The organism is Leptolinea tardivitalis (genome assembly GCF_001050275.1).
GTDB lineage: Bacteria > Chloroflexota > Anaerolineae > Anaerolineales > Anaerolineaceae > Leptolinea > Leptolinea tardivitalis.
Genome location: NZ_BBYA01000008.1, coordinates 206,459 through 226,634, shown reverse-complemented (window position 1 = coordinate 226,634; position 20,176 = coordinate 206,459). Strand labels below are relative to the sequence as shown.

Here is a 20,176-nt window from a genome sequence, read left to right as displayed (position 1 = left end):
ATGAAAAATAATTGATATAGCCGTTCCATCAGAAGGATGTTACAGCATTAAGTACCTGCTCCATTTCTAATTCGCCCATATCGTAATACAGAGGAAGTCGAACCAGACGGTCACTCACTGATTCTGTCACTGGCATATCGCCCGGTTTCCCGCCATATTCCCGCCCTTTTTCAGATAAATGCAAAGGCAAGTAATGGAAAACTGAATTTACGCCGGCATCTTTAAGATGCGTGATCATCGCCTGACGCTGTTCCAAATCGGGTAGAAGAAGATAATAAATATGCCAGGAAGGATCAATGCCCTCTGGTACAGAAGGAGTAACCACACCTTTGGATTTCGCCCAGGCAGCCAATTCAGAATGATAGGTTTGCCAGATCCATTTTCGTTTGGCTTGAATTTCCTGCCATACTTCCAATTGAGCGTACAAAAATCCGGCCAGAATGTCTGAAAGCAGGTAACTTGATCCTACAGAAACCCAGGTGTATTTATCCACCTGCCCTCTAAAGAAACGGCTGCGATTTGTTCCCTTTTCCCGGATAATTTCAGCTTTCTCAATTAATGCCGGATCGTTAATAAGGATGGCTCCACCTTCACCGCAGGTAAAGTTTTTAGTTTCGTGAAAACTCTGTGTAGCCATACAACCGATAGTTCCCAACCAGCGGTTTTTATATTTGCCAAACAAACCATGGGCATTATCTTCCACCACAGGAATACCATGCCGGTTGGCGATAGACATGATGGTATCCATCTCACAGGCAATTCCTGCATAATGCACAGGCACAATCGCCCGAGTCTTTTCTGTGATCAATTCTTCCAACCGGGTCTCATCCATATTCAACGTATCCGGCCGGATATCAATAAAAACCGGTGTAGCTCCCCGCAGCACAAACGCATTGACGGTGGATACAAATGTAAAATCAGGAATGATGACCTCATCGCCGGGTTTAATATCCAGAAGAAGGGCCGTCATTTCAAGGGCATGTGAACAGGAAGGAGTTGTTAAAACCCGTTTCACTCCCAGTTCTTTTTCCAGCAAACTATGGCAAAGCTTTGAATATTTACCATCGCCGGATATATGCGCTTCTCTGATGGAATCAGCGATATATTCATATTCTTTACCGACGATACAGGGTTTATTGAAATCAACAATAGTCTCGGTCATAGGTTTTAACTCTAATCCAGCTTTTTTCGAACAAGAAGAGTAAAGTCATATAGATCATAATCGTGCAAGATTGCTACATTTCGAGAAAATCGACGTTTGCAAATATCAAACAAATAACCCGGATCGGCATAATATAAATCCGGCCGCATATGATCTGCATCAGAATATTTTGTCAAGAAGTTGACACTAAAACCGCGATCAGCCAGATCGTTCATCCGGGTGATGGTTTTAATTACATATTCGGTCCAGGTATCATATTCGGTATCCAACTTGATATTAAAGATTCCACTGGCAACAACATAATCGCAAACAGGCAGGTTGTCATCCGTTTGCGAGAACTCTACGCCCTCTATACCGGCGTGCAATTCACGCCCTTTTACTACCATGCCTTCCACAATATCAAACCCGACATATCGTTGAGGACGGACTCCCTGGTTTACCAGATAGTCATAAAACGAACCGAAGCCGCTACCATAATCAAGTAATGAATAGGGGCGTTCAGGCCGGTCAATGATGCGTGCAAGTTGCATAAACCGGGTATCCTGAGCGCCATTTGAGTTCCAATCGACACCGCGGGGTGTTGCACCGTGTTGTTCCAATTTTTCAGCAAAATAGCTTCGGATATCATTCATATCAATTTTATCGGTTGACATAAAACCTCTATCGTCGGATTGTCTGTAAAGTATCTTCGCCCATCATAAACAGAGTATCAAGAATGGAGACCTGTGGGTCATAAGGCGGGTAAAGTTGAGGATATTCGGGATATTCATACGTCATATAGTCCAGTTTGATTCCCGCATCGGCAAATTTGTCATTCTCAATATAATCACGAGCAGAAGGTCCAGAATAGTAATGGGTTGCACCGACTTTTTGAAGAATTGAGATCAGTCTGTCGGTTTTGGTGCCTTCCACTCCCTGGATTTCTGATGAACGCATGAATCGTGTCCGGTCAATTCCAATGGTACGTGCCAGCTGAATGGTTGTTTCAATCGTGAAATCGGCCAGTAAATCTGGTTTACCAGAATAAAACCCTTCTACCATTTCAGCATATTTGTTGAAATAGGGCGCTTTCTTATAGGCTAATTTGATAGAATTCCAGTGCTCATGGTTCCAGGGTCTGTCCCAGACAATTTTTATCTCATTGATTGGAATATGCTCTGTTTGAGCACCGCGATTGAAAACAGGAATGGAAAGCCAGATTGGCCCGGAGGAGGTTTTTATCCGATTACGATTCCGCCATCCCCTTTTGTCGTATTGAACATCATCATAAAAAATGAACAAATCAGATGTCTGTATCTGGTCAAAATAACCCCGCCATGGAATGTATGACGGTTGAAGAATTACTACTTTCAAGAAGATTTATCCTTGAGTGAAGATATTTGCTCAGAAATTACATAGGTTGGCCGCTCCATACTGCGGTCAAATATCCTTGCGAGATATTCCCCAAAAATACCCAGGGCAAATAATTGTACACCTGAGAATATTGCGACCAAAGATGCGAGAAATGGAAAACCGGGGATACTTCCGGCCATAAAATACTGTATCAATACATAAAGTAGCACAAGAAAACCGAAAAATGTGGCAATAAATCCAAGCCAGTTGGTCATCCGTAGAGGAACTGTGCTGAACCCGGTAAGAATCAACAAAGCTTGAGATACCAACCTGGAGAAGTTGTAATTGGAATGGCCAACCTGCCTCGGGGCTTCATCAACCTCCACAGTGGCAAACCGGGTAGTCCCCCAGGAAAGCAATACATCCAAAATCACAGTCGGGCTCTGGAACAGGTCTGATGCTCGGCGGATTTCAGTTCGGAAAGCACGAAATGCCCCGATATCTCTGATGGTCGGGATACCCATGACCATCGCAAGTATTCGTTTTGTCATTCGAGAAAATACGTTTCGCCACCAAGAGTGGGGCAGCTTTTTAGGTATACCGTAGACAACATCATTCCCTTCGGCTAATGGGCTTAATAACTTATGGATCTCTGCCGGAGGATGTTGAAGGTCATCATCCATTGTTACTGTAATATCAAAAGAAGCCAGGCGCATCCCACAAACAAGAGCATTATGCTGTCCATAATTGCGCATCATATTGACGCCCCGCACCCAGGGAGTCGTCTTACAAATCTCCTGTATGATTTCCCAGCTCTTGTCTCGGGATCCGTCGTTGATCAATATTGCTTCATAACTTGATGCCAGCGTAGGAAGGACAGTCCCCAATTGATTAATTAACTCGTGCAAAGTAACTGCACTGTTATATACAGGGATGATTACGGATATTCCAGAAGGGATAGACATCATCTGTCACCTGATTCTACTGGTTTTCCACAGGAGATATACGCTTTAATATACGTCAGATTCTTTTTTGCCTTTTCAGATTGATCATCTGCCACAGCCCGTTCCCATAGTGCACAAAGTGCCGGACGTAATTCAGGCCTGGTAGCGTAGGAACCTTCAGTCAATTTGTTCGCCTGTTTCCAATTTTGAACATGCACAAATGCCTCAATCATGACCATCCACTCATTCGGCTTGTTGGGAACAAATCCTTTATCAATGGCTTCCTGACCTAGCCGGGCAGCTTCCTGCCAATCACCTTTTTGACGGGCAAGGTCAGCCTTCTCATAGTAATAACACCAGGTATGTTCAGGTTCGGGAAAATACTGGGGTGGTGGTGTTACCGGATTCTCTGTATTGATCTCAATAAGAGATAGATTGGAGATCGAAATTGCTGGTTCCATTTTATATGGCAAATCTGGGACAGAATCAGCATTGGTGAAAACAGGATCCATAACCTTAAGGCATTCACCTGTATTCATGTACAATGCCACAGAATTGGATGTGTTTCCATGGAATGTCAATGCCCGATAGGTTTGTTCCACAGGTTGGTTGGGTTTTGCGGAAGGCAAGCTATTCTTTAATCGCACAGACAGATAATTCAACATGTATGGCATCTCGCGGCCTTTGAAATCTGGTGCATACATCCAGTTAATCGGTGCCGTCAATGAATTATCGCTATAGCTTTTAAAGGGGAATTCGTGTGTAAGCAAAAGTGTATTTGGCTTCAACCCGGGAATACGCCAACCCAATTGCCAGAAGAAGTCCTTGTTTTGTTCCCATTCACGCCGATATGTATTGGCATTATAGAATTGCCATCCGGCTGCCAGACTGACCAGTATTGACAGGAGGATAACCTTCTGTCTGGAAGTTCGGATAAATACCTCGGCCAAACCTACAAGAAGGTAACAGGAACCCATCATAAGGGCCAGCGTGAATCGATTCCAGGGAAACGTCAGTGTTAATGGCAGGTTGGCAATCCAGAAGGGAATGCCTCCGGTCAAGAGAGCGAGAACACCAAGAAATGCAACCTGCCATCCCCACTTTTCTGGAAGGTCGGTTTCTTCCTTTGATGGTTCTTCAGAAATTCTTACCCGTAAGAGGTATACGACAGAGAAAATAAAAACTGCCAGTACCACCATCCAGAAAAGCCGGGTTGTAAGAATTTGAAATTCCAGTGCATTGGGTGGACTAAATATCTGATTCCAGGCCAGCCAACCACCCAGGACAAAATTGGAGGCCAGAGTCTTTAATAATTCGACCATGGTTGCCTGAGGAGTGGCCGCCAGCGATTCCATGGCAGAGATTTGATAATTATTAGACTGGAAGAAGAAAACCCGCCAGATGGTGAACACCACCAGAACGATGCCATAGGGAATCCATTGCAGAGAGGTTTTCTTTATTCCTGTCTTCCAATCAGAGGTCGATTCACTGATAATCCAAAAAATTAATAACGGTCGTAACAATTCAAGACCGAAAAAGTACTCAGTAGAAAACAGATTGAAGATCGACAGTAAAACAGCAGCAAGTGTCCCCGGCCAGAATGGAATCTTCTTTCGCAGAACAGCCATCATCAAGCCCAATGAAGCCAGGAAGGCAGTCAGGATGATAAAGGCTTCGCTATAGATGACAGAAATCCACTGTTGGCTGAAACCCGGATAAACAGCAAACAATAGAGCCGCCCATAATGCCTGATGCGGACGCTCTGGCCAAAGCAACCTGAATGATTTCCAGAATGTTAAAGTGGCCAGCCAGCGCCAAAGCAGGGCAAATATCTGCCAGATGATAGGATTAGTACCCAGGATAGGCAAATTTATGGAATAAATCAGAGCAAGGAAGGGCCTATCGTGAGAAAAAACATCCGCAAAACCAGAAGCGCCCAGAGTTTTGGCGAACCAGATATACGGCCAATCATCCCAGTAAAAACCCAGCCAGGGGATCAGTAGTCCATATGCAATAATGCATGTCAATAGCAGCGCGAAAGGTATTGTGCGCTCAGAAATCGTCAATTTTTTCATAGAAACCATGAAGTGATATCGAATAATCTCTCTACATCAGGGGATTAGTATAGTAGACAAATGGCCATTTGCCAAGAAAGACCAGTTATCTGGCCAGTGCGGGGATGAAACTGAAAATCCCGGCTCCCCCATACGCAAAAAGCATCATTTTGATGATATTGCCAACTACTGCCCCAACGATAAATTTCCAGAGTGGCATTTTTAAGACACCTGCGGAAAAGCCAACCAGATCAAATGCCGGATTAGGGATAATGGCCATCACCATAATTACCCAGACCCCATATTTCTTAATCCAACCCTCCACCTTCTCATGCCAGGCAGTCTTGTTGACCAGCTCACGGCCGGAAAATCCAACCATGTAGCCGCTGATTTCACCCAGTCCAGCACCCAGACCTGCTGCCACAGCCACATAGAATGGATTGAATACTATTCCCATCGCCGTAGTAAACATGATCCCTGGAAGTGGGATCAGTACAGTGGCACTGGAAAGCAAGGCTATAAGAAAAATACCAGGGTAACCAAGAGATCCAAATTTTTGAATTTGTTGACGATTGGCGATCAACAATGCAGTCAATCCAATCACACCAAAAATAATTAAGGCGCTGATTACACGCTGTTTTGCAGTTTCGCTCATTGATAATGGTTCTTCTCAGGCCTGTGATTGTTCTGTCTTGAGCATCATTTCAATACGCGCGATGACCATATCCATAGCGGCTTCATTCATCCCGCCTTCAGGGATTATTACATCGGCATAACGTTTTGATGGTTCAACAAATTCTAAATGCATGGGTCTGACAGTTGATAAATATTGGGTGATTACCGAATCCATCGTTCTTCCGCGCTCAGCAATATCGCGCTGCAACCGTCTAATAAACCGGATATCTGGATCGGTATCGACAAAAATCTTCACATCGAATAATTCGCGCAAGGCAGCTTCAGTAAAAATCAATATACCTTCAACCAGAATTACGCGGCTGGGTTTGACTTCTACTACCTGGTCCGTGCGGGTATGGGTTGTGAAATCATATATTGGCAGAGATACAGATTTCCAAACTTGCAGGTTTTTAATATGCTCTACCATTAAATCCGATTCCAGCGAATCAGGATGATCAAAGTTGATCTCTTTTCGCCGTAATGGAGGAAGGTGCCGCAAATCCTTATAATAAGCATCATGCGGGATATATGCAATTCGTGAACGACCGACCTTGTTCAGAATTACGTTGGCAACTGTTGTTTTTCCGGACCCAGTCCCCCCGGCAATTCCAATAACAAGTGGTTTCCCATGTGCAGGCATAGTAGAAATTATAACCGATGCTGCTCCTACAATCTAAATTTTTAGAATCCAATATAATGAAAACACCAACGGATCAAATTTATCTCATTCAAAACAGGAGGCAGGGGTGGCCAAACAAAAGGTGCCTTTGAAAGAAACACCCTCAAAAACAATCTCGCCTGAGCTTCACCTTAATTCTAATTCCATGCCATTGAATGATGAATTGATTAAACGAATCAAGGCACTGGAGGAAGAAAATTTACATCTCAAAGAACAAAATGCCAGCCTGATACTCAGAGATACACGTTTTCAACTCATCACCCGCAACTCTTCTGAAACCATTCTCTTTCAAAATAAAGAACTTATTTATATCTGGGTAGTAAATTCCACGCCATTAATGGCACTGGAGCAAATTATCGGGAAGACGGATGCAGATCTTCTATCCAGGAATGAAGCTTTAAGAGTAACAAATATTAAAAAACATTTGCTGGAAACCGGAGAAAGTTACTATGAAGAAGTCAGTTTGCCTGTAAACGATACCATCCGATATTTTGGAAAACGTTTTCAAGTCTGGTTTAATGAAGAAGGTAAAGCAATAGGAATCGCTACATACTTCCGAGATATATCGGACCAGAAGGTTGTAGAACAGGAACTAAAAAAACAGCTTGAAGGCGAAAAACTTGTTGCTGATATCTCGGCACAGTTCATTGCAGCCAAAATCGCCCATATTGAAGAGCAGATACCAGACGCTCTCCATAAAATGGCCAGTTATCTCGAAGCTGACCGAGGGGTTGTTCGTCTGATCAATCCTGAAACAGGGATCATCCAAAGAGGATTTGAATGGAATGCTCGATCCCTTGCTTCTACCAAATTAGAAACCCCGGGTTTGCCAATGGATTTCTTTTCCTGGACAGATGCCCAGTTACGTAATAATCAACCTGTTTATGTGGCAGATTCCAGAGAAATTCCGGATGAAGCTGTTTCTGAACGGGAATTTCTCCTTCAGACAGAAATTCGTTCATTGGTCCTTCTTCCACTCTTTGTTTTTGGTGTTTTTTTCGGTTATGTAGGATTCGGTTCTGCCACTCCCCATCCCTTTTGGTCTGAACGGGAAAAAGGTTTGTTGGAACTATTTAGGACTACCATCGTTAATGTGCTTGAAAGACGCGACCGAGAAAATGCGTTGAATGAAAGCCAGGAACAATATCAAACATTATCAGAAAACTCTCCAAATGCCATTTTCATTATTCAGAATAACCAGATCATCTATTCAAATCAAGCCGGTGCCCGGTTATTTGGATATGAAAACCCAGAAGAACTGATAAATGTAGAATATGAAAAGCTCATACCCAAAGAAATGCTCACGACATTTCGACAGCATATCAGCAAAACAGGAAAGACAATTAAACCAGTTGAGTTGTCTTTTCATGTTCGAGGTAACAGAAATGTGGTTGTGGAATTTATGACCTTGCCCATTAAATTAAAAGGTAAGGGAGCTTTTCTTGCCATCGGCGTAGACATCACTCATCGCAAAAGAATAGAAGAGGAAATTGAAAGCAATCGTCGTTTCTTGAATGATATTTTGAATATTTCCCCATTGGCGATCTTTGTGTATGACCGGATTTCAAACCAAATGGTTTTTTTCAATAACGCCGCATCAGATATTTTCGGTTATTCATCCGAAGAGTTTTTCAAACTAGATAATAGACAGATACTTCAATCGGTTCATCCGGAGGATCTACAATCTGCAATACAAATGAATCAAAAATTGGAGCGGTTATCTGAAGGAGAGGTTTTAGAAGGGGATTTTCGGTGGTTAAAACCGGATGGAACAATCTTGTACCTGCATTCATATCAAACTGCCATCAACCGGTCGTCTGATGGAGCTACCACCCGCACCCTGACCATTGTTCAGAATATGACAGAATACAGAAAGACCCAGGAAGAATTAAGAAAAAGCGAAGATGATTTTCGAAAATTGGTGGAAAACATTCCTGGGATTGTATATCAGGCACTTTGTGATGAGAATTTCACAACAATCTACATATCGGATTACTTCACTAAGCTTACCAATATAGACAAAAATGATATCTTATTCAACCATGCAATAAACTGGAAAGACATGATTGACCCGGATGACTGGGAAAAGTTATCTCAGGCAATCGGGAAATCTATTAAAGATAACACTCCATTTGAGGTTGAATATCGCTTACGGAAAGCTAATGGTGAATATATCTGGATTGTCGATACCGGCCGAGTCACTTATGATGAAGATAATCAACCTCTTTATATTAATGGAATCATGACGGATATCTCCACTCGCAAAAGAGACTTCGAAGCCATGCGGCAGCTATCTCAGGATAATCTCCGTTTGTTAGCCCAGGCTCGTCGGGATTCCGAAACCAAGACATTGCTCTTGAATGAGGTAAACCATCGTGTAAAGAATAATATCGCTTCCATAATAGGATTGGTGGACCTGGAAGCAAAAAGAGAGATACATTCTCCATCGGATTACGAGAATGTTCTGTCAAATATTAAAACGCGGATCAGTGGTCTGGCAACTGTCCATGACATTCTTTCATCCAACCAATGGGCTCCAGTTCAATTGGATCTTTTCTTACGGAAAATTATTGAAAACGCATCTTCCTCATCGCCTATCGGCAGAAAAGTGTCCCTGAATATCTATGCGCAAGATCGTAACCTCTGGGTAAATTCCCGCCAGGCGACGGCGCTGGCGTTGATCTTCAATGAATTGACCACCAACGCCATCCGGCATGCTTTCTCCAATCAGGAAAAAGGCGCCATCACTGTCACTATTCGCAAGGAAGCGAAAGACACAAACAGAGTACGTATCTGCTTTGCAGATAACGGACCGGGATGGCCGGAAGAAATTCTGGCTGGCAAGGGTGGTAATGTTGGAATGCAAGTGATCCGGTTAAGCGCCATTAGCCCACTTTATGGTGAGATCAAGTTTGAAAATCATAACGGTGCAACAGCCATCATTACTTTCAATCTGGCACCACAACGTGATCTGTTGAATCCATCTGTTGATGTTTTTACTTTTTGAGCCACCGATGGGATTCGGACCCATGACCTGGCGTTTACGAAACGTCTGCTCTGCCAGCTGAGCTACGGTGGCGTGGGTGAGATTATACCAAACCAATACTTGAATATACAATACAATTGAACAATATGAAAATCGCCATGCTTTCCTATCATACCTGTCCTCTTGCCACCCTGGGTGGAAAAGATACCGGTGGTATGAATGTTTACGTCCGTGAACTAACCAGCCATCTGGGGCGTGCCGGTATTCATGTAGATGTGTTTACCCGTTCACAGGATGAACACGTACCCCATGTTTTACATGAGCTTGGTTACGGAAATCGTGTAGTCCACATCCCTGCCGGACCGGAAATACCGCTTCCCAAACAGCAGCTTTCTTCGTACATTCCCCAATTTACAAAAGAAATACTATCATTTTCTGCGGAACGCAACCTGCAATACGATGCCATCCATAGTCATTACTGGATGTCTGGCCTTTCAGCCCTATCGTTGCAGCGTGAATGGAATATACCGGTTATCAATATGTTCCATACACTCGGATTAATGAAAAATCGCATCGCCCGAAGTGAATCTGAAATCGAAGGTGCGTATCGAATTGATGGAGAACGTCAGGTAATCCATGAAGCCAATCGCTTGGTGGCAGCCACTATTGCCGAAAGGGCTCAACTTGAATTTCTCTACCAGGCTGAATCATCCAAGATCACAGTAATTCCACCCGGGGTTGACACCTCCCGGTTTTATCCCATTCCCAAAGATGAAGCCAAGGCAGTGGTCGGAATTTCACCAGATGATCGAATGATCCTTTTCGTCGGCCGGATTGAACCGCTCAAAGGATTAGAGACGTTATTACATGCGCTTGCTCTGTTGAAAGAATCTGGAACAAACCAGTGTTGCCCCATGTACCTGGTGGTAATCGGGGGAGAACCCGATGTTACTCCCGAAACGATGAATGCAGAAATGTCCCGTCTTTTTTCTCTACGCGATGATCTTAACCTTGAAAATATGGTGATTTTTTTAGGGAAACAGGCTCAGGATACCCTGCCTTATTATTATTCAGCGGCCGAGGTTGTTGTTGTTCCTTCGTTTTATGAATCTTTTGGAATGGTTGCGCTTGAAGCGATGGCCTGTGGAACTCCGGTGATTGCATCGCAGGTTGGAGGATTGGCTTTTCTCGTTCAAGATGGCAAAACTGGCTATGTTGTTCCCGATGGTGATGCCCAAGAATTATGTGACCGTTTGCTTCTGGTAATGAGAGACCGTGAATTGCGTACAAAACTTGGTGACCAGGCTGCTGCCGCGGCAAGAGCATACGATTGGGAAATTATCACCCATCAGATTATCCGTTTGTATGATGAAACCATCAAGAAACCGATTCTGGATCATCCTGGATACCATCTGGAAACTTCATAAAACTCAATGCTTTTTCTGATGGATATCATATCCCCGATAAACTGCAAGATTTCCGAACTTCTGGCGGAGTTCATCAACAGACCGGAGTAGACGGTCTTCTTTTTGTGTGGTTGTATCCAGAAGACTCATCTGAACTGGCTCCTGGTTTAATTGGGATGCCCCCACGCCAATTAAACGCACCTTGCGTCCCTCGGACCAGATTCGTAAAAATAAATCGATGGCTGACTGCATGATCACAGAATCATGATTGGTCGGTGATTCTAACGAAACCTGCCTCGTATGGGTCTCAAAGTTATCCCAGCGGATTTTCAACCGGATTGTTTTAGCGGTAAAACCCTGCCGGCGAAGTTGACTTCCAACCTGGCTGGATTGTCTTTTCAAGGTCTGAAGCAATATATTTCTGTCATTGATATCAACATCAAATGTAGTCTCCTGGCTGATCGATTTTGCCGTGTGTTCCACCTGCACAACGCGATCGTCAATTCCTCTGGCATGATCCAGCAATTCCTTACCGCTTCGGCCAAAATGTTGGATCATTTCTTCTTCCGTATGCCGGGTGATATCTCCAATCGTACGAATCCCCATTCGAATCAGACGCTCTGCTGTTTTCGGCCCCACACCCCAAAGAGCATCCACTGGCAGAGGCGCAAGGAAGGTTTCTTCCATTCCCGGTTCGACTATTGTAATGGCATTCGGTGGAGTTGGTTCCTTGTGCTGATGTTTCCCAAAATCGTTGGCAATTTTTGCCACAAGCATATTGGTCGCCCCACCAATAGAACAGGGCAATTTTGTTTCATCATTGATTCTTGTTTGAAGATTTCGCGCAATTTGGAGAGGAGTTTCTGGCAGGTCACTGATATCCAAAAAGGCTTCATCAATAGAAAGTGTCTCAACCAGTGGTGTGAAGTCGCCTACAATGGCCATCACTTTTTTTGACATCTCTTCATATTGACCATGAAAAGAAGAGACCAAAATTAGCCCCGGGCAGAGGCGCAACGCCCTACCTGTCGGCATGGCAGAATGCACCCCGAATTTCCGTGCCGCATAAGAAGCCGTAGAGATCACTCCCCGTGTTTCTGCCGGACCGCCTACGGCAAATGGTTTTCCTTTTAATGAGGGATCACGTAATTCTTCTACAGAACAGAAGAAGGCATCCAAATCCATATGGAGGATCTTCCGACTCTTCATACAGGTTACCGCCGCTTAATCCAGAGAAGCAATGAATCCTTCCATCTCATCCACACCAGGGACTTGACTGGGATCAATATCATAAGCCATAGCCAGATAGTAGCTTATATAACCACCGTACAGAATGGCATTCCACATGCAGGATAATACAGACTCTCCAGGAGCCTCATAGAAATCTGTATTGAATCCCTCTACCATGAACATCTTCCGGACCTCTTCAGATATAACATGGTGTGTTGGATGGTCAAAACCAGATTGAATAAAAAGAGTCATCATGTGAGACAGCTGATCTGCCGGGAAATAGATTCCGCCAACTGTTGAATGACATGCCTCCGGAATTTTTTCCACCTGAGCCCAGGCTTTTCCGTTCATATTAATTTGGGCTTTCCAATATTCAGCCACGGCAGCCATTATGCCCGAACCAAAGAGGGTTACCCACCTGTTCAAAAACTGTCCGGCCATTCTTTTCGCCGGATTTTGCGCCACAGGGATTTCAAGGTCTATTGATTGAATGGTTTTCTGCAATTGTTCACACACGAATTGAATCTCATCAGAGGTAACTTGTATAATTCCTGCTTTACTCAATATTGCAAGGGGAATGAAAAAGTGAAACCCAATGGATGTTCTTTTAGTTCCTGAATAGGAATATGTAAAGACTGGCTTATTTTGTTCTTTTGCCAGTTCAATTAAAAGGCCTGTGGTTGATACGACAACTGTCTGGCAGGTTGTTTGATGTAATTTCTGTAAAAATCGGATTAGTCCGGGTTCGTCACCCTGTTCGCTGATGAGGATGACTAGAATTTTCGGATTATTGACCCATTTCGGAAAGGAGAAATCATCATGAATACTGACAGGTGTAGAGCAACTGGCGGAAAGAAAACTTTGTAATAAACGGGCAGCAATAAGGCCGCTGCCAGTGCCACAAAGCAAAATATGGTTTATTTCATTTTGAAAAATAAGGTTTTGCGATAAACCGATATTCCACGCCTTGATTATTGATTCGGGTAAACAACGAAGAGAACCAGCCAGGTCTTTTTCATCCACTGATTTCATTTCTGTGAGATCATCCAGATTCATATCCACTCCGTATATAGAAATATTGTACCATATTGATTTAAGCTAATTGCACTGTTTCAGAGACTTGCACTCCGTTGTACAATAATATTAAAACAGCCGTTTAGATAAATGGTTTCTTGAAAACAGACAACCATGAAAACCGACGGTTCTTTTTCTCTATTACCCATCTTAGCTCAATATCTTCCGATAGTCTGTGAATCGGATAAAAAAAAACGTGTGTTTTCCCGGAAATTAGTTTTTCGGGAATTCAAAACCCAAAATTGTATTTTTTACTCCATCTCGCGAGCTTGCCACCCTTCTTTTTACCCTGGCAAGTTTTTTCATTCATAATCTCGCTCACATAGCTTACAGGTCTAACCCGATAAAGCCTTCAAGCAGCCTGATCTTTAACAAATCACCCATACATATTCCAAATCGTATTATCTCGCTTGATATCCTGACATTTCACCAGGCACCACAACTACCATAATTTATGGGAATATCAGGAATCGGACCTTTGGAGGTGAAAGATGGAAAAAACTGACACCGTTATCCTTCCAGAACTCTCCATGTTCCTTTCCACAATGCAATCTCAATCTGGAGGCGGTAGAACAGCGCTGCTTCCTTGTCTTCATACAGCCCAGGAGTTATACGGATACATTCCAGAAACTGTCATCCAAGAGATAGCCAACAACCTTGAGATAACTTCAGATGAAATCTATGATGTTATTGATTATTTCCCGCTTTTTCATCGCAAGCCCGTTTCAAAAACCATTATCCACATTTGCAATGATCACCGGTGTAAACTGGCTGGTTATGAAACGGTGTTTAAATCTCTTCAATATCATATGGATGAAGATGAATTTATTGGTGAAGAAGTTATTCAAGAAACTCCCTGCCTTGGCCTCTGCGTCCACACTCCTTCATTGTTGATTCAAGGTGGTTTGATGCGTATACCAGTGAAAAATATCAGGGCAAATTATAAAGAAAAAGATGGGAAACATTCGCGTACGACCATTCTGGGAAAAAATCGGCAGATAACCCGTAACTGCGGGAAAGGTAGAACCTGCACTTTAATGGAATACTGGAGCAAGAACGGATATCAGGCGCTTAAAAGTATTCTCGGCAAACCGTGTGATTCTGTGATCGCTGAAATAAAATCCTCCGGATTAACCGGCCGGGGCGGCGAATCCCTTCTGACTGGAATCAAGTGGGAAAAAGCCGCCGCCGCAAGTAATAAACCAAAATTCATAATCTGCAATGCATCCGAATCTGACCCAACGTCATTTAAAGATCGAATACTTCTGGAAGATGATCCTCATTCCATTCTGGAAGGAATGATCATAGCTGGCTATGCCCTACAGGCAAACCAGGGATATCTATGTATCAATGGCAATTATGACCTCGCGTATCACATACTTTCTGATGCGATCATCGATGCCCGAGAAGCAGGTTTGCTTGGAAAAAACATCATGGGGTCAAATTTCAATTTTGAGATTGAAATCCGAAAATGCGCAGGCCGCTATGTAAGCGGAGAAGAGACAGCCTTGTTGGAAATGATCGAAGGGAAGTGTGCTATCCCAAGAAATAAACCGCCTTTTTCCACATCACAGGGACTATTTGGTAAACCTACAGTCGTCAATAATGTTGAAACTTTCGCCAATGTTCCCATCATCATACAATCAGGTGCTTTGAAATATAGAAAAATCGGAACTGAAACCTCCAAGGGAACCATGCTGATAAGCCTGACCGGAGACGTCCAAAATCCTGGTTTAGCAGAGATTCCCTTTGGCACAACTTTTCGCGAGTTGATATTTAAAATGGCAGGGGGCACAACCGATAATGTTCCATTTCTGGCTGCTCTCGTTGGAGGAGTAACTGGAACATTTATCTCAGAAACAGAACTGGATAACCCGATATCCCTCGAATATTTTAAAAAAGCAGGAATATCTCGAGGGCTTGGATCAATTATTGTGTTTGATAACAATCGAAATTTGGCGGACATATTATTTAAGATCAGTCGATTCGTGGCCAACGAATCCTGTGGAAAATGTTCTTCCTGCGTTATTGGCACAAGAGTTCAACAGGATGTAATGAAGAAATCCAGATCAGGGAAATTAAAACCGGAAGATCTAAAGGCTTTTAAGGATGCTCGTCAATTAATGGACAGGAAAGGATTATGCCGATTGGGGAAAGAGGCGATGATTCCAGGACAATCCGCTTTTATAAAATGGCCGTCACTCTTTTTTGAATGACTGTGAATACCAACTTAACTCATTTTTTGGATATTAAGACAAAAGCGGATGCCTTTTAATGCGGCATCCGCTTATTCTCTGTGTATGTCGTTTATACTGAAAGTATAAAATTCTCTGGCAGAAGAAGGTTAGTGTCCGGCTTTTTCAAGTTTTTTTACGAGATCAAGGAATTCATTCCACTCTTCCGTAAAGAAATGAAGTGTTACATTGTTCAAGTCCAGATGGTAAGTGGTTTCCCCATCCGGTTCTTCAGCTTTCCAGGCCATATAATTCTCTGTTTCGCCTAAAGTCTTAACCATGGGTTCTGAGTCACTCATCTTTATCTCCTTTTGTTATTTTTTCAATGGCTTCCAAACATCATCGCCTTCAAGCGAAAGCAGATCAAACGATTTTGTATTGAAATTGAAAATGCAATTGTAATTACCCCTTACAATGATACCAGAAGCATTCGGTGCATCAACTTTTCCGGTCACCTGAAATCGGTTTTTCCCCAGTGAATCTACTTTTTGCCCCGAAAATTTCGCCTTTACTGCGTTTCGCAATGATGCCTTTACTACTTCTTCACATCGTACCTTTGCCTTGTCTGAATCACCCATCGAAATATTCGATTTAATCGTATCAGGAACGGCACCTTGTAAATAAACAACACCGAGAATACCTAGTATTAGAACCGCGATGATGATAAGAATCACTAACACAGTCGATTTTCTATTCATTCTCTGTTCCTGCAACTCAGTGGGTTGGGTGGTCAGTGCTCTTTTGTTTCGATGAATGAAATACGATATTCTTTATTTTATCTAAAAACTTTTTTAGTGGTACAGGCAATACTTCTGGTGGTTTGTGATGGTTTTCCAGGTCAATATCTTCCCAGGGGTCACGGTCAAACAATTTGCGTACGGCATACTGAAAAAAGAGCCCCAGAGTGGCAAGAACAGGAGCAGCCAGAATCATTCCTGTGATACCAATCAGATTGGCACCGATCAACGCTGCCACCAGGATTGCAGCAGGGTGAATTGACAGTGCATCCGCCATGACTCTGGTAGAAACAAAGTTATCAATGATTAGATCAGTAAACCATGCCGTTCCCACGATGAAGGCAGCATACCCGATCGAACTAAAACCAAATATGGTTGTTCCCTGAAAATATGCAACCAATCCATAGGTAGTCCAGGCAATTAATGGGCCGATATAAGGGAGGAATCTGGCCAGTCCAGCTATGATGGCCAATCCAAAAAAGTATCGAACGCCCAGAGCACCAAACAAGATGGAATAAACCAGAATAACAAACGCAATAATCAAGAATTGTCCGCGAAGAAATGCATTCCAAACCCGCCCAAGGAGTATTCCCATTTTACGGAAATCTTCGTTGTAGCCAGGAATATTAAACTCGAGGATTTTCTCCGGTTTTCCACCCGTTTCAGCCAGTATGAAATAGGCCATAAGCATGATAAAAAGGAGCCACCCGACTGTTGATGCCGCCCCTGATGCAATGGAACCTAAAACACCTCCCAAATTGCTTAAGACGGGTTGAACAACTGAGGTGACCTGGCTGCTGATAGGATCCAGATTCAATTTAAGAAGATCGAATTTGAATGGTCCGAATTGCAACGGGGTATTAACGAAATTTTCAATAGTTTTTGGAAGATCAACAATGGCATTATTAAGAAATTGGACAAGGCTCTGCCCCTGCTCGATTAATGCGATTCCACCCCAGGTAATAAGTCCAATGATGACCAACAGAAGCAAAAGAAAAACCAGTGTAACTGAGACTCTCCAATTCATCTTTAACCGCTTCATTAACCAGTTTGAAGGAGAGTACATGAGATAAACAAGAATAAATGTGATTAACAGCGGTGCCAACAATGATTGAAACCGTGCAAATAAAAAGGCAATGATGGCGACAAAAGAAAGTCCAACAATTAGTTTTGTCGTATTACTCCATTTTGGCGATAAAGATTGAGGTGTATTCATTCTTTTCTTTATACCACTCTATCCATCAAAAAAATAACCAGCCGGAGAATTGCCTTTTCTCCGGCTGGGCGATCGCTTCAATCAAAATATTTTTGCGAACGTCACGGAGTCGGGCAACCTGGGAACAACGAAGGGGCAATTGTACAATACAGGTTGTTTGAATCAATCATCCAGAAAATGACGCCGCAGAGGCAGATAAATAAAACGATAATAATTACTATAACAATTAATAAGGTATTTGTTTTTTTCTTGGGAGCTGATCTTGGAGGCGCAGCTTCAAAATCATCTCTGGCCAAAGGTACATCGGGTGCAATATAGGATTGCTGTGGTTGTTTATGCGGCTGAGGTATGGCAGCGGGTGGAGGTACCATATTGGGTGCAGATGCACTTGAAGAAATGGTTGACATTACAGTGGCATTGGGATCACCTTCAATCCGCTCATATGAAACAATACTTGTTTCTCCAAAGGTGATTTGTTCACCAGCCCGCAAAAGATGTGGACCGGAAAGGCGTGCGCCATTAATAAACGTACCGTTCGTAGAGCCCAGGTCTTCCACCACATACTGGTCGCCTTCAGTGTACAACCGCGCGTGACGTCGCGAGACCTTTTCATCACTGATGACGAGATCATTTGTCACATCACGGCCAACATGCAACTCGGTTTTATCCAGTGGAAGCACCTTGCCAGCACCTGCACCAGAGCGTATTACAAGCTGGTAGGTTGCACTCATTTTTTCCTCCTGAGTGATGAGATTGATTTTAGTTTACGCATTTATTAATTCACTGTCAACTTTGTACGTGCAAGAAATAAACCAACTTAATACCGATTTCTTTCGCAATTAAATCACCAGATTGTTAAAAACCACAGGGGTGGGAAATTTCCCACCCCTGTTTCGTCTATTCTTCTCCTCCGATAAACTCGATCATCGGAACGAAAGATAATGTTATATGCCCAGATATGCAGACTTCACCTGGGGATTGTTTTTAATGTCATCTGCATTACCTTCCAGTACGATCCGTCCGGTTTCCAAAACATAAGCACGATTGGAGATGGAAAGAGCCATAAGGGCATTCTGTTCCACCAGTAAAATACTGGTTCCCTGTGAATTAATTTCTTTGATGATGTTGAAAATTTCTTCCACAAGTATTGGGCTCAGGCCCATAGAAGGTTCATCTAACAATATCAAAGAAGGTTTGCTCATCATGCCGCGACCGGTAGCCAGCATCTGCTGCTCACCGCCAGAAAGCGTTCCACCCAGTTGATTCAAACGTTCCTTCAAACGGGGGAAGCTCACAAAAACACGATCCATTGATTTTTGGATTTCATCTGGATCATCTCGGGTATAAGCGCCCATTTCAAGATTTTCACGAACCGTCAGTGGGGCGAAAATTTTCCGGCCTTCGGGCACATGACTGATCCCCCGGCGGACAATTTGTTCAGCCGGCGTAGTGGTGATATCTTCACCCTTGAAATGAACACTCCCGCTGCGCGGTCGCAGGATTCCAGAAATCGTTCGCAGAGTGGTTGATTTCCCTGCGCCATTAGCTCCAATCAGTGAAACAATCTCGCCTTCTTCAATATGGAAAGATATTCCCTGAAGGGCATGAATGGCGCCGTAGTATACATTCAGATTCTTTACATCAAGCAACATTGGCAGCTCCCTTACCCAGGTATGCTTCTACCACCTTCGGGTTATTTTGAATTTCAACAGGAGTACCGCGGGCGATTACTTCGCCGAAATCAAGTACAGTAATTTTCTCGCAGATATCCATCACCAAACGCATCTGGTGTTCAATAAGCAGAATAGTCAGGTCAAATTTTTCACGGATAAAATGGATCAGATCCATTAATTCTGTTATTTCTTTGGGGTTCATGCCGGCAGCCGGTTCGTCGAGCAATAACAGGTGCGGATTACAGGCCAGTGCACGGGCAATTTCCAAACGCCTTTGCTGACCATACGGCAGGTTTTTGGCAATTTCCCCTTCGAATTTGTTTAAGTGAAAAATAGAAAGAAAATCCTGTGTCTTTTCTGTCAATTCTCTTTCATTTTTAGAATAATTGGCATTGCGAAGAATTCCATCCGTCAGACTGTAACCAGAATGAAAATGATAAGCAATGCGTACATTATCCAAAACGGAAAGGTTTGAAAAAAGGCGAATATTCTGGAACGTGCGGCCAATACCCATACGGGTGATTTCGTGAGGTTGAAGTCCAACCACAGAGGTTCCTTCAAATTTGATTTCTCCGTGTGTTGGGAAGTACAAACCGGTGATCATATTGAAGGCGGTAGTTTTTCCTGCACCGTTGGGGCCAATCAATCCGACCAGTTCACCTTTTTGGATGGTCATGTTGAAATCACTAACAGCACGAAGACCACCAAAAATCTTGGCCAATCCGGTTACTTCAAGGACAGGTGTAGAGGGATTTACAGGTGTCATCATCATTC

General features: G+C 43.2%; 18 protein-coding genes and 1 tRNA gene. 3 read left to right on the top strand and 16 right to left on the bottom strand.

All coding sequences use genetic code 11. The annotated features are described in order from the left end of the window. Positions 1–28: 28 nt before the first annotated feature. The 7 genes from rffA to udk all read right to left on the bottom strand — a co-directional run bounded on the left by rffA (position 29) and on the right by udk (position 6,807). Entirely contained in the window at positions 29–1,150 is a 1,122-nt protein-coding gene (gene rffA / locus LTAR_RS05095; RefSeq protein WP_062421502.1) for a dTDP-4-amino-4,6-dideoxygalactose transaminase, read from the bottom strand. A gap of 23 nt (positions 1,151–1,173) precedes the next feature. Next, entirely contained in the window at positions 1,174–1,815 is a 642-nt protein-coding gene (locus LTAR_RS05090; protein WP_062421081.1) for a class I SAM-dependent methyltransferase, read from the bottom strand. A gap of 7 nt (positions 1,816–1,822) precedes the next feature. Beyond that, positions 1,823–2,515 (bottom strand): WbqC family protein, encoded by a 693-nt coding sequence (locus LTAR_RS05085; RefSeq protein WP_062421080.1) that lies wholly within the window; start codon positions 2,513–2,515, stop codon positions 1,823–1,825. Then, positions 2,512–3,462 carry a glycosyltransferase family 2 protein gene (locus tag LTAR_RS05080; protein WP_139044413.1) on the bottom strand — a complete coding sequence of 317 codons (951 nt, stop codon included), beginning with the start codon at positions 3,460–3,462 and terminating at the stop codon, positions 2,512–2,514. Before LTAR_RS05080 ends, LTAR_RS05085 begins: the two co-directional genes overlap by 4 nt. Further along, a complete protein-coding gene (locus tag LTAR_RS05075; protein WP_062531923.1) occupies positions 3,459–5,513 on the bottom strand; it encodes a tetratricopeptide repeat protein in 2,055 nt (684 codons plus the stop codon). The genes LTAR_RS05080 and LTAR_RS05075 overlap by 4 nt, the downstream gene beginning before the upstream one ends. An 85-nt stretch (positions 5,514–5,598) precedes the next feature. Continuing rightward, complete coding sequence (locus LTAR_RS05070; RefSeq protein WP_062421077.1) at positions 5,599–6,147, bottom strand: TVP38/TMEM64 family protein; 549 nt, start codon at positions 6,145–6,147, stop codon at positions 5,599–5,601. Between the two features lie 15 nt (positions 6,148–6,162). Then, a complete protein-coding gene (gene udk, locus LTAR_RS05065; protein ID WP_062421076.1) occupies positions 6,163–6,807 on the bottom strand; it encodes a uridine kinase in 645 nt (214 codons plus the stop codon). Between the two features lie 106 nt (positions 6,808–6,913). On the opposite strand from udk, the gene LTAR_RS05060 reads away from it, so the two are divergent. After that, a complete protein-coding gene (locus LTAR_RS05060) occupies positions 6,914–9,853 on the top strand; it encodes a PAS domain S-box protein (protein WP_062421075.1) in 2,940 nt (979 codons plus the stop codon). Here LTAR_RS05060 and LTAR_RS05055 read toward each other — a convergent pair. Further along, positions 9,853–9,925, bottom strand: a tRNA-Thr gene (locus tag LTAR_RS05055). The genes LTAR_RS05060 and LTAR_RS05055 overlap by 1 nt on opposite strands. A gap of 53 nt (positions 9,926–9,978) precedes the next feature. Here LTAR_RS05055 and LTAR_RS05050 point away from each other — a divergent pair. Then, the gene (locus tag LTAR_RS05050) at positions 9,979–11,259 is read left to right on the top strand and encodes a glycosyltransferase (protein ID WP_062421074.1); all 1,281 of its coding nucleotides are present in this window, start codon (positions 9,979–9,981) and stop codon (positions 11,257–11,259) included. 3 nt (positions 11,260–11,262) lie between these two features. Here the strand turns inward: LTAR_RS05050 and dinB are convergent, their stop codons facing one another. Together dinB and LTAR_RS05040 are read right to left on the bottom strand one after the other, a co-directional pair. Continuing rightward, the gene (gene dinB / locus LTAR_RS05045; protein ID WP_081419817.1) at positions 11,263–12,447 is read right to left on the bottom strand and encodes a DNA polymerase IV; all 1,185 of its coding nucleotides are present in this window, start codon (positions 12,445–12,447) and stop codon (positions 11,263–11,265) included. 15 nt (positions 12,448–12,462) lie between these two features. Continuing rightward, positions 12,463–13,524 (bottom strand): SIS domain-containing protein, encoded by a 1,062-nt coding sequence (locus tag LTAR_RS05040; RefSeq protein WP_062421072.1) that lies wholly within the window; start codon positions 13,522–13,524, stop codon positions 12,463–12,465. A 509-nt stretch (positions 13,525–14,033) separates the two neighbouring features. Here LTAR_RS05040 and LTAR_RS05035 point away from each other — a divergent pair. Next, the gene (locus tag LTAR_RS05035; protein WP_062421071.1) at positions 14,034–15,758 is read left to right on the top strand and encodes an NAD(P)H-dependent oxidoreductase subunit E; all 1,725 of its coding nucleotides are present in this window, start codon (positions 14,034–14,036) and stop codon (positions 15,756–15,758) included. 128 nt (positions 15,759–15,886) lie between these two features. Here the strand turns inward: LTAR_RS05035 and LTAR_RS05030 are convergent, their stop codons facing one another. The 6 genes from LTAR_RS05030 to LTAR_RS05005 all read right to left on the bottom strand — a co-directional run bounded on the left by LTAR_RS05030 (position 15,887) and on the right by LTAR_RS05005 (position 20,174). Continuing rightward, entirely contained in the window at positions 15,887–16,075 is a 189-nt protein-coding gene (locus LTAR_RS05030; protein WP_062421070.1) for a hypothetical protein, read from the bottom strand. 15 nt (positions 16,076–16,090) lie between these two features. Then, positions 16,091–16,474 carry a hypothetical protein gene (locus tag LTAR_RS05025; protein WP_062421069.1) on the bottom strand — a complete coding sequence of 128 codons (384 nt, stop codon included), beginning with the start codon at positions 16,472–16,474 and terminating at the stop codon, positions 16,091–16,093. Between the two features lie 16 nt (positions 16,475–16,490). Continuing rightward, the gene (locus tag LTAR_RS05020) at positions 16,491–17,729 is read right to left on the bottom strand and encodes an AI-2E family transporter (RefSeq protein WP_062421068.1); all 1,239 of its coding nucleotides are present in this window, start codon (positions 17,727–17,729) and stop codon (positions 16,491–16,493) included. A 101-nt stretch (positions 17,730–17,830) separates the two neighbouring features. Continuing rightward, positions 17,831–18,460 carry an FHA domain-containing protein gene (locus LTAR_RS05015; protein WP_062421067.1) on the bottom strand — a complete coding sequence of 210 codons (630 nt, stop codon included), beginning with the start codon at positions 18,458–18,460 and terminating at the stop codon, positions 17,831–17,833. A 213-nt stretch (positions 18,461–18,673) separates the two neighbouring features. After that, complete coding sequence (locus LTAR_RS05010) at positions 18,674–19,381, bottom strand: ABC transporter ATP-binding protein (RefSeq protein WP_062421066.1); 708 nt, start codon at positions 19,379–19,381, stop codon at positions 18,674–18,676. Further along, positions 19,371–20,174, bottom strand: coding sequence for an ABC transporter ATP-binding protein (locus tag LTAR_RS05005; protein ID WP_236686577.1), 804 nt, complete (start codon positions 20,172–20,174; stop codon positions 19,371–19,373). Before LTAR_RS05005 ends, LTAR_RS05010 begins: the two co-directional genes overlap by 11 nt. Between the last annotated feature and the right edge of the window lie 2 nt (positions 20,175–20,176).

Excerpts from the sequence above, each read along its gene's own strand:
- LTAR_RS05090 (WP_062421081.1), bottom strand. The coding sequence starts at position 1,815 with ATGTCAACCGATAAAATTGATATGAATGATATCCGAAGCTATTTTGCT.
- LTAR_RS05080 (WP_139044413.1), bottom strand. The coding sequence starts at position 3,462 with ATGATGTCTATCCCTTCTGGAATATCCGTAATCATCCCTGTATATAAC.
- LTAR_RS05075 (WP_062531923.1), bottom strand. The coding sequence starts at position 5,513 with ATGAAAAAATTGACGATTTCTGAGCGCACAATACCTTTCGCGCTGCTA.
- LTAR_RS05070 (WP_062421077.1), bottom strand. The coding sequence starts at position 6,147 with ATGAGCGAAACTGCAAAACAGCGTGTAATCAGCGCCTTAATTATTTTT.
- udk (WP_062421076.1), bottom strand. The coding sequence starts at position 6,807 with ATGCCTGCACATGGGAAACCACTTGTTATTGGAATTGCCGGGGGGACT.
- LTAR_RS05050 (WP_062421074.1), top strand. The coding sequence starts at position 9,979 with ATGAAAATCGCCATGCTTTCCTATCATACCTGTCCTCTTGCCACCCTG.
- dinB (WP_081419817.1), bottom strand. The coding sequence starts at position 12,447 with ATGAAGAGTCGGAAGATCCTCCATATGGATTTGGATGCCTTCTTCTGT.
- LTAR_RS05040 (WP_062421072.1), bottom strand. The coding sequence starts at position 13,524 with ATGAATCTGGATGATCTCACAGAAATGAAATCAGTGGATGAAAAAGAC.
- LTAR_RS05035 (WP_062421071.1), top strand. The coding sequence starts at position 14,034 with ATGGAAAAAACTGACACCGTTATCCTTCCAGAACTCTCCATGTTCCTT.
- LTAR_RS05030 (WP_062421070.1), bottom strand. The coding sequence starts at position 16,075 with ATGAGTGACTCAGAACCCATGGTTAAGACTTTAGGCGAAACAGAGAAT.
- LTAR_RS05025 (WP_062421069.1), bottom strand. The coding sequence starts at position 16,474 with ATGAATAGAAAATCGACTGTGTTAGTGATTCTTATCATCATCGCGGTT.
- LTAR_RS05020 (WP_062421068.1), bottom strand. The coding sequence starts at position 17,729 with ATGAATACACCTCAATCTTTATCGCCAAAATGGAGTAATACGACAAAA.
- LTAR_RS05015 (WP_062421067.1), bottom strand. The coding sequence starts at position 18,460 with ATGAGTGCAACCTACCAGCTTGTAATACGCTCTGGTGCAGGTGCTGGC.
- LTAR_RS05010 (WP_062421066.1), bottom strand. The coding sequence starts at position 19,381 with ATGTTGCTTGATGTAAAGAATCTGAATGTATACTACGGCGCCATTCAT.
- LTAR_RS05005 (WP_236686577.1), bottom strand. The coding sequence starts at position 20,174 with ATGATGATGACACCTGTAAATCCCTCTACACCTGTCCTTGAAGTAACC.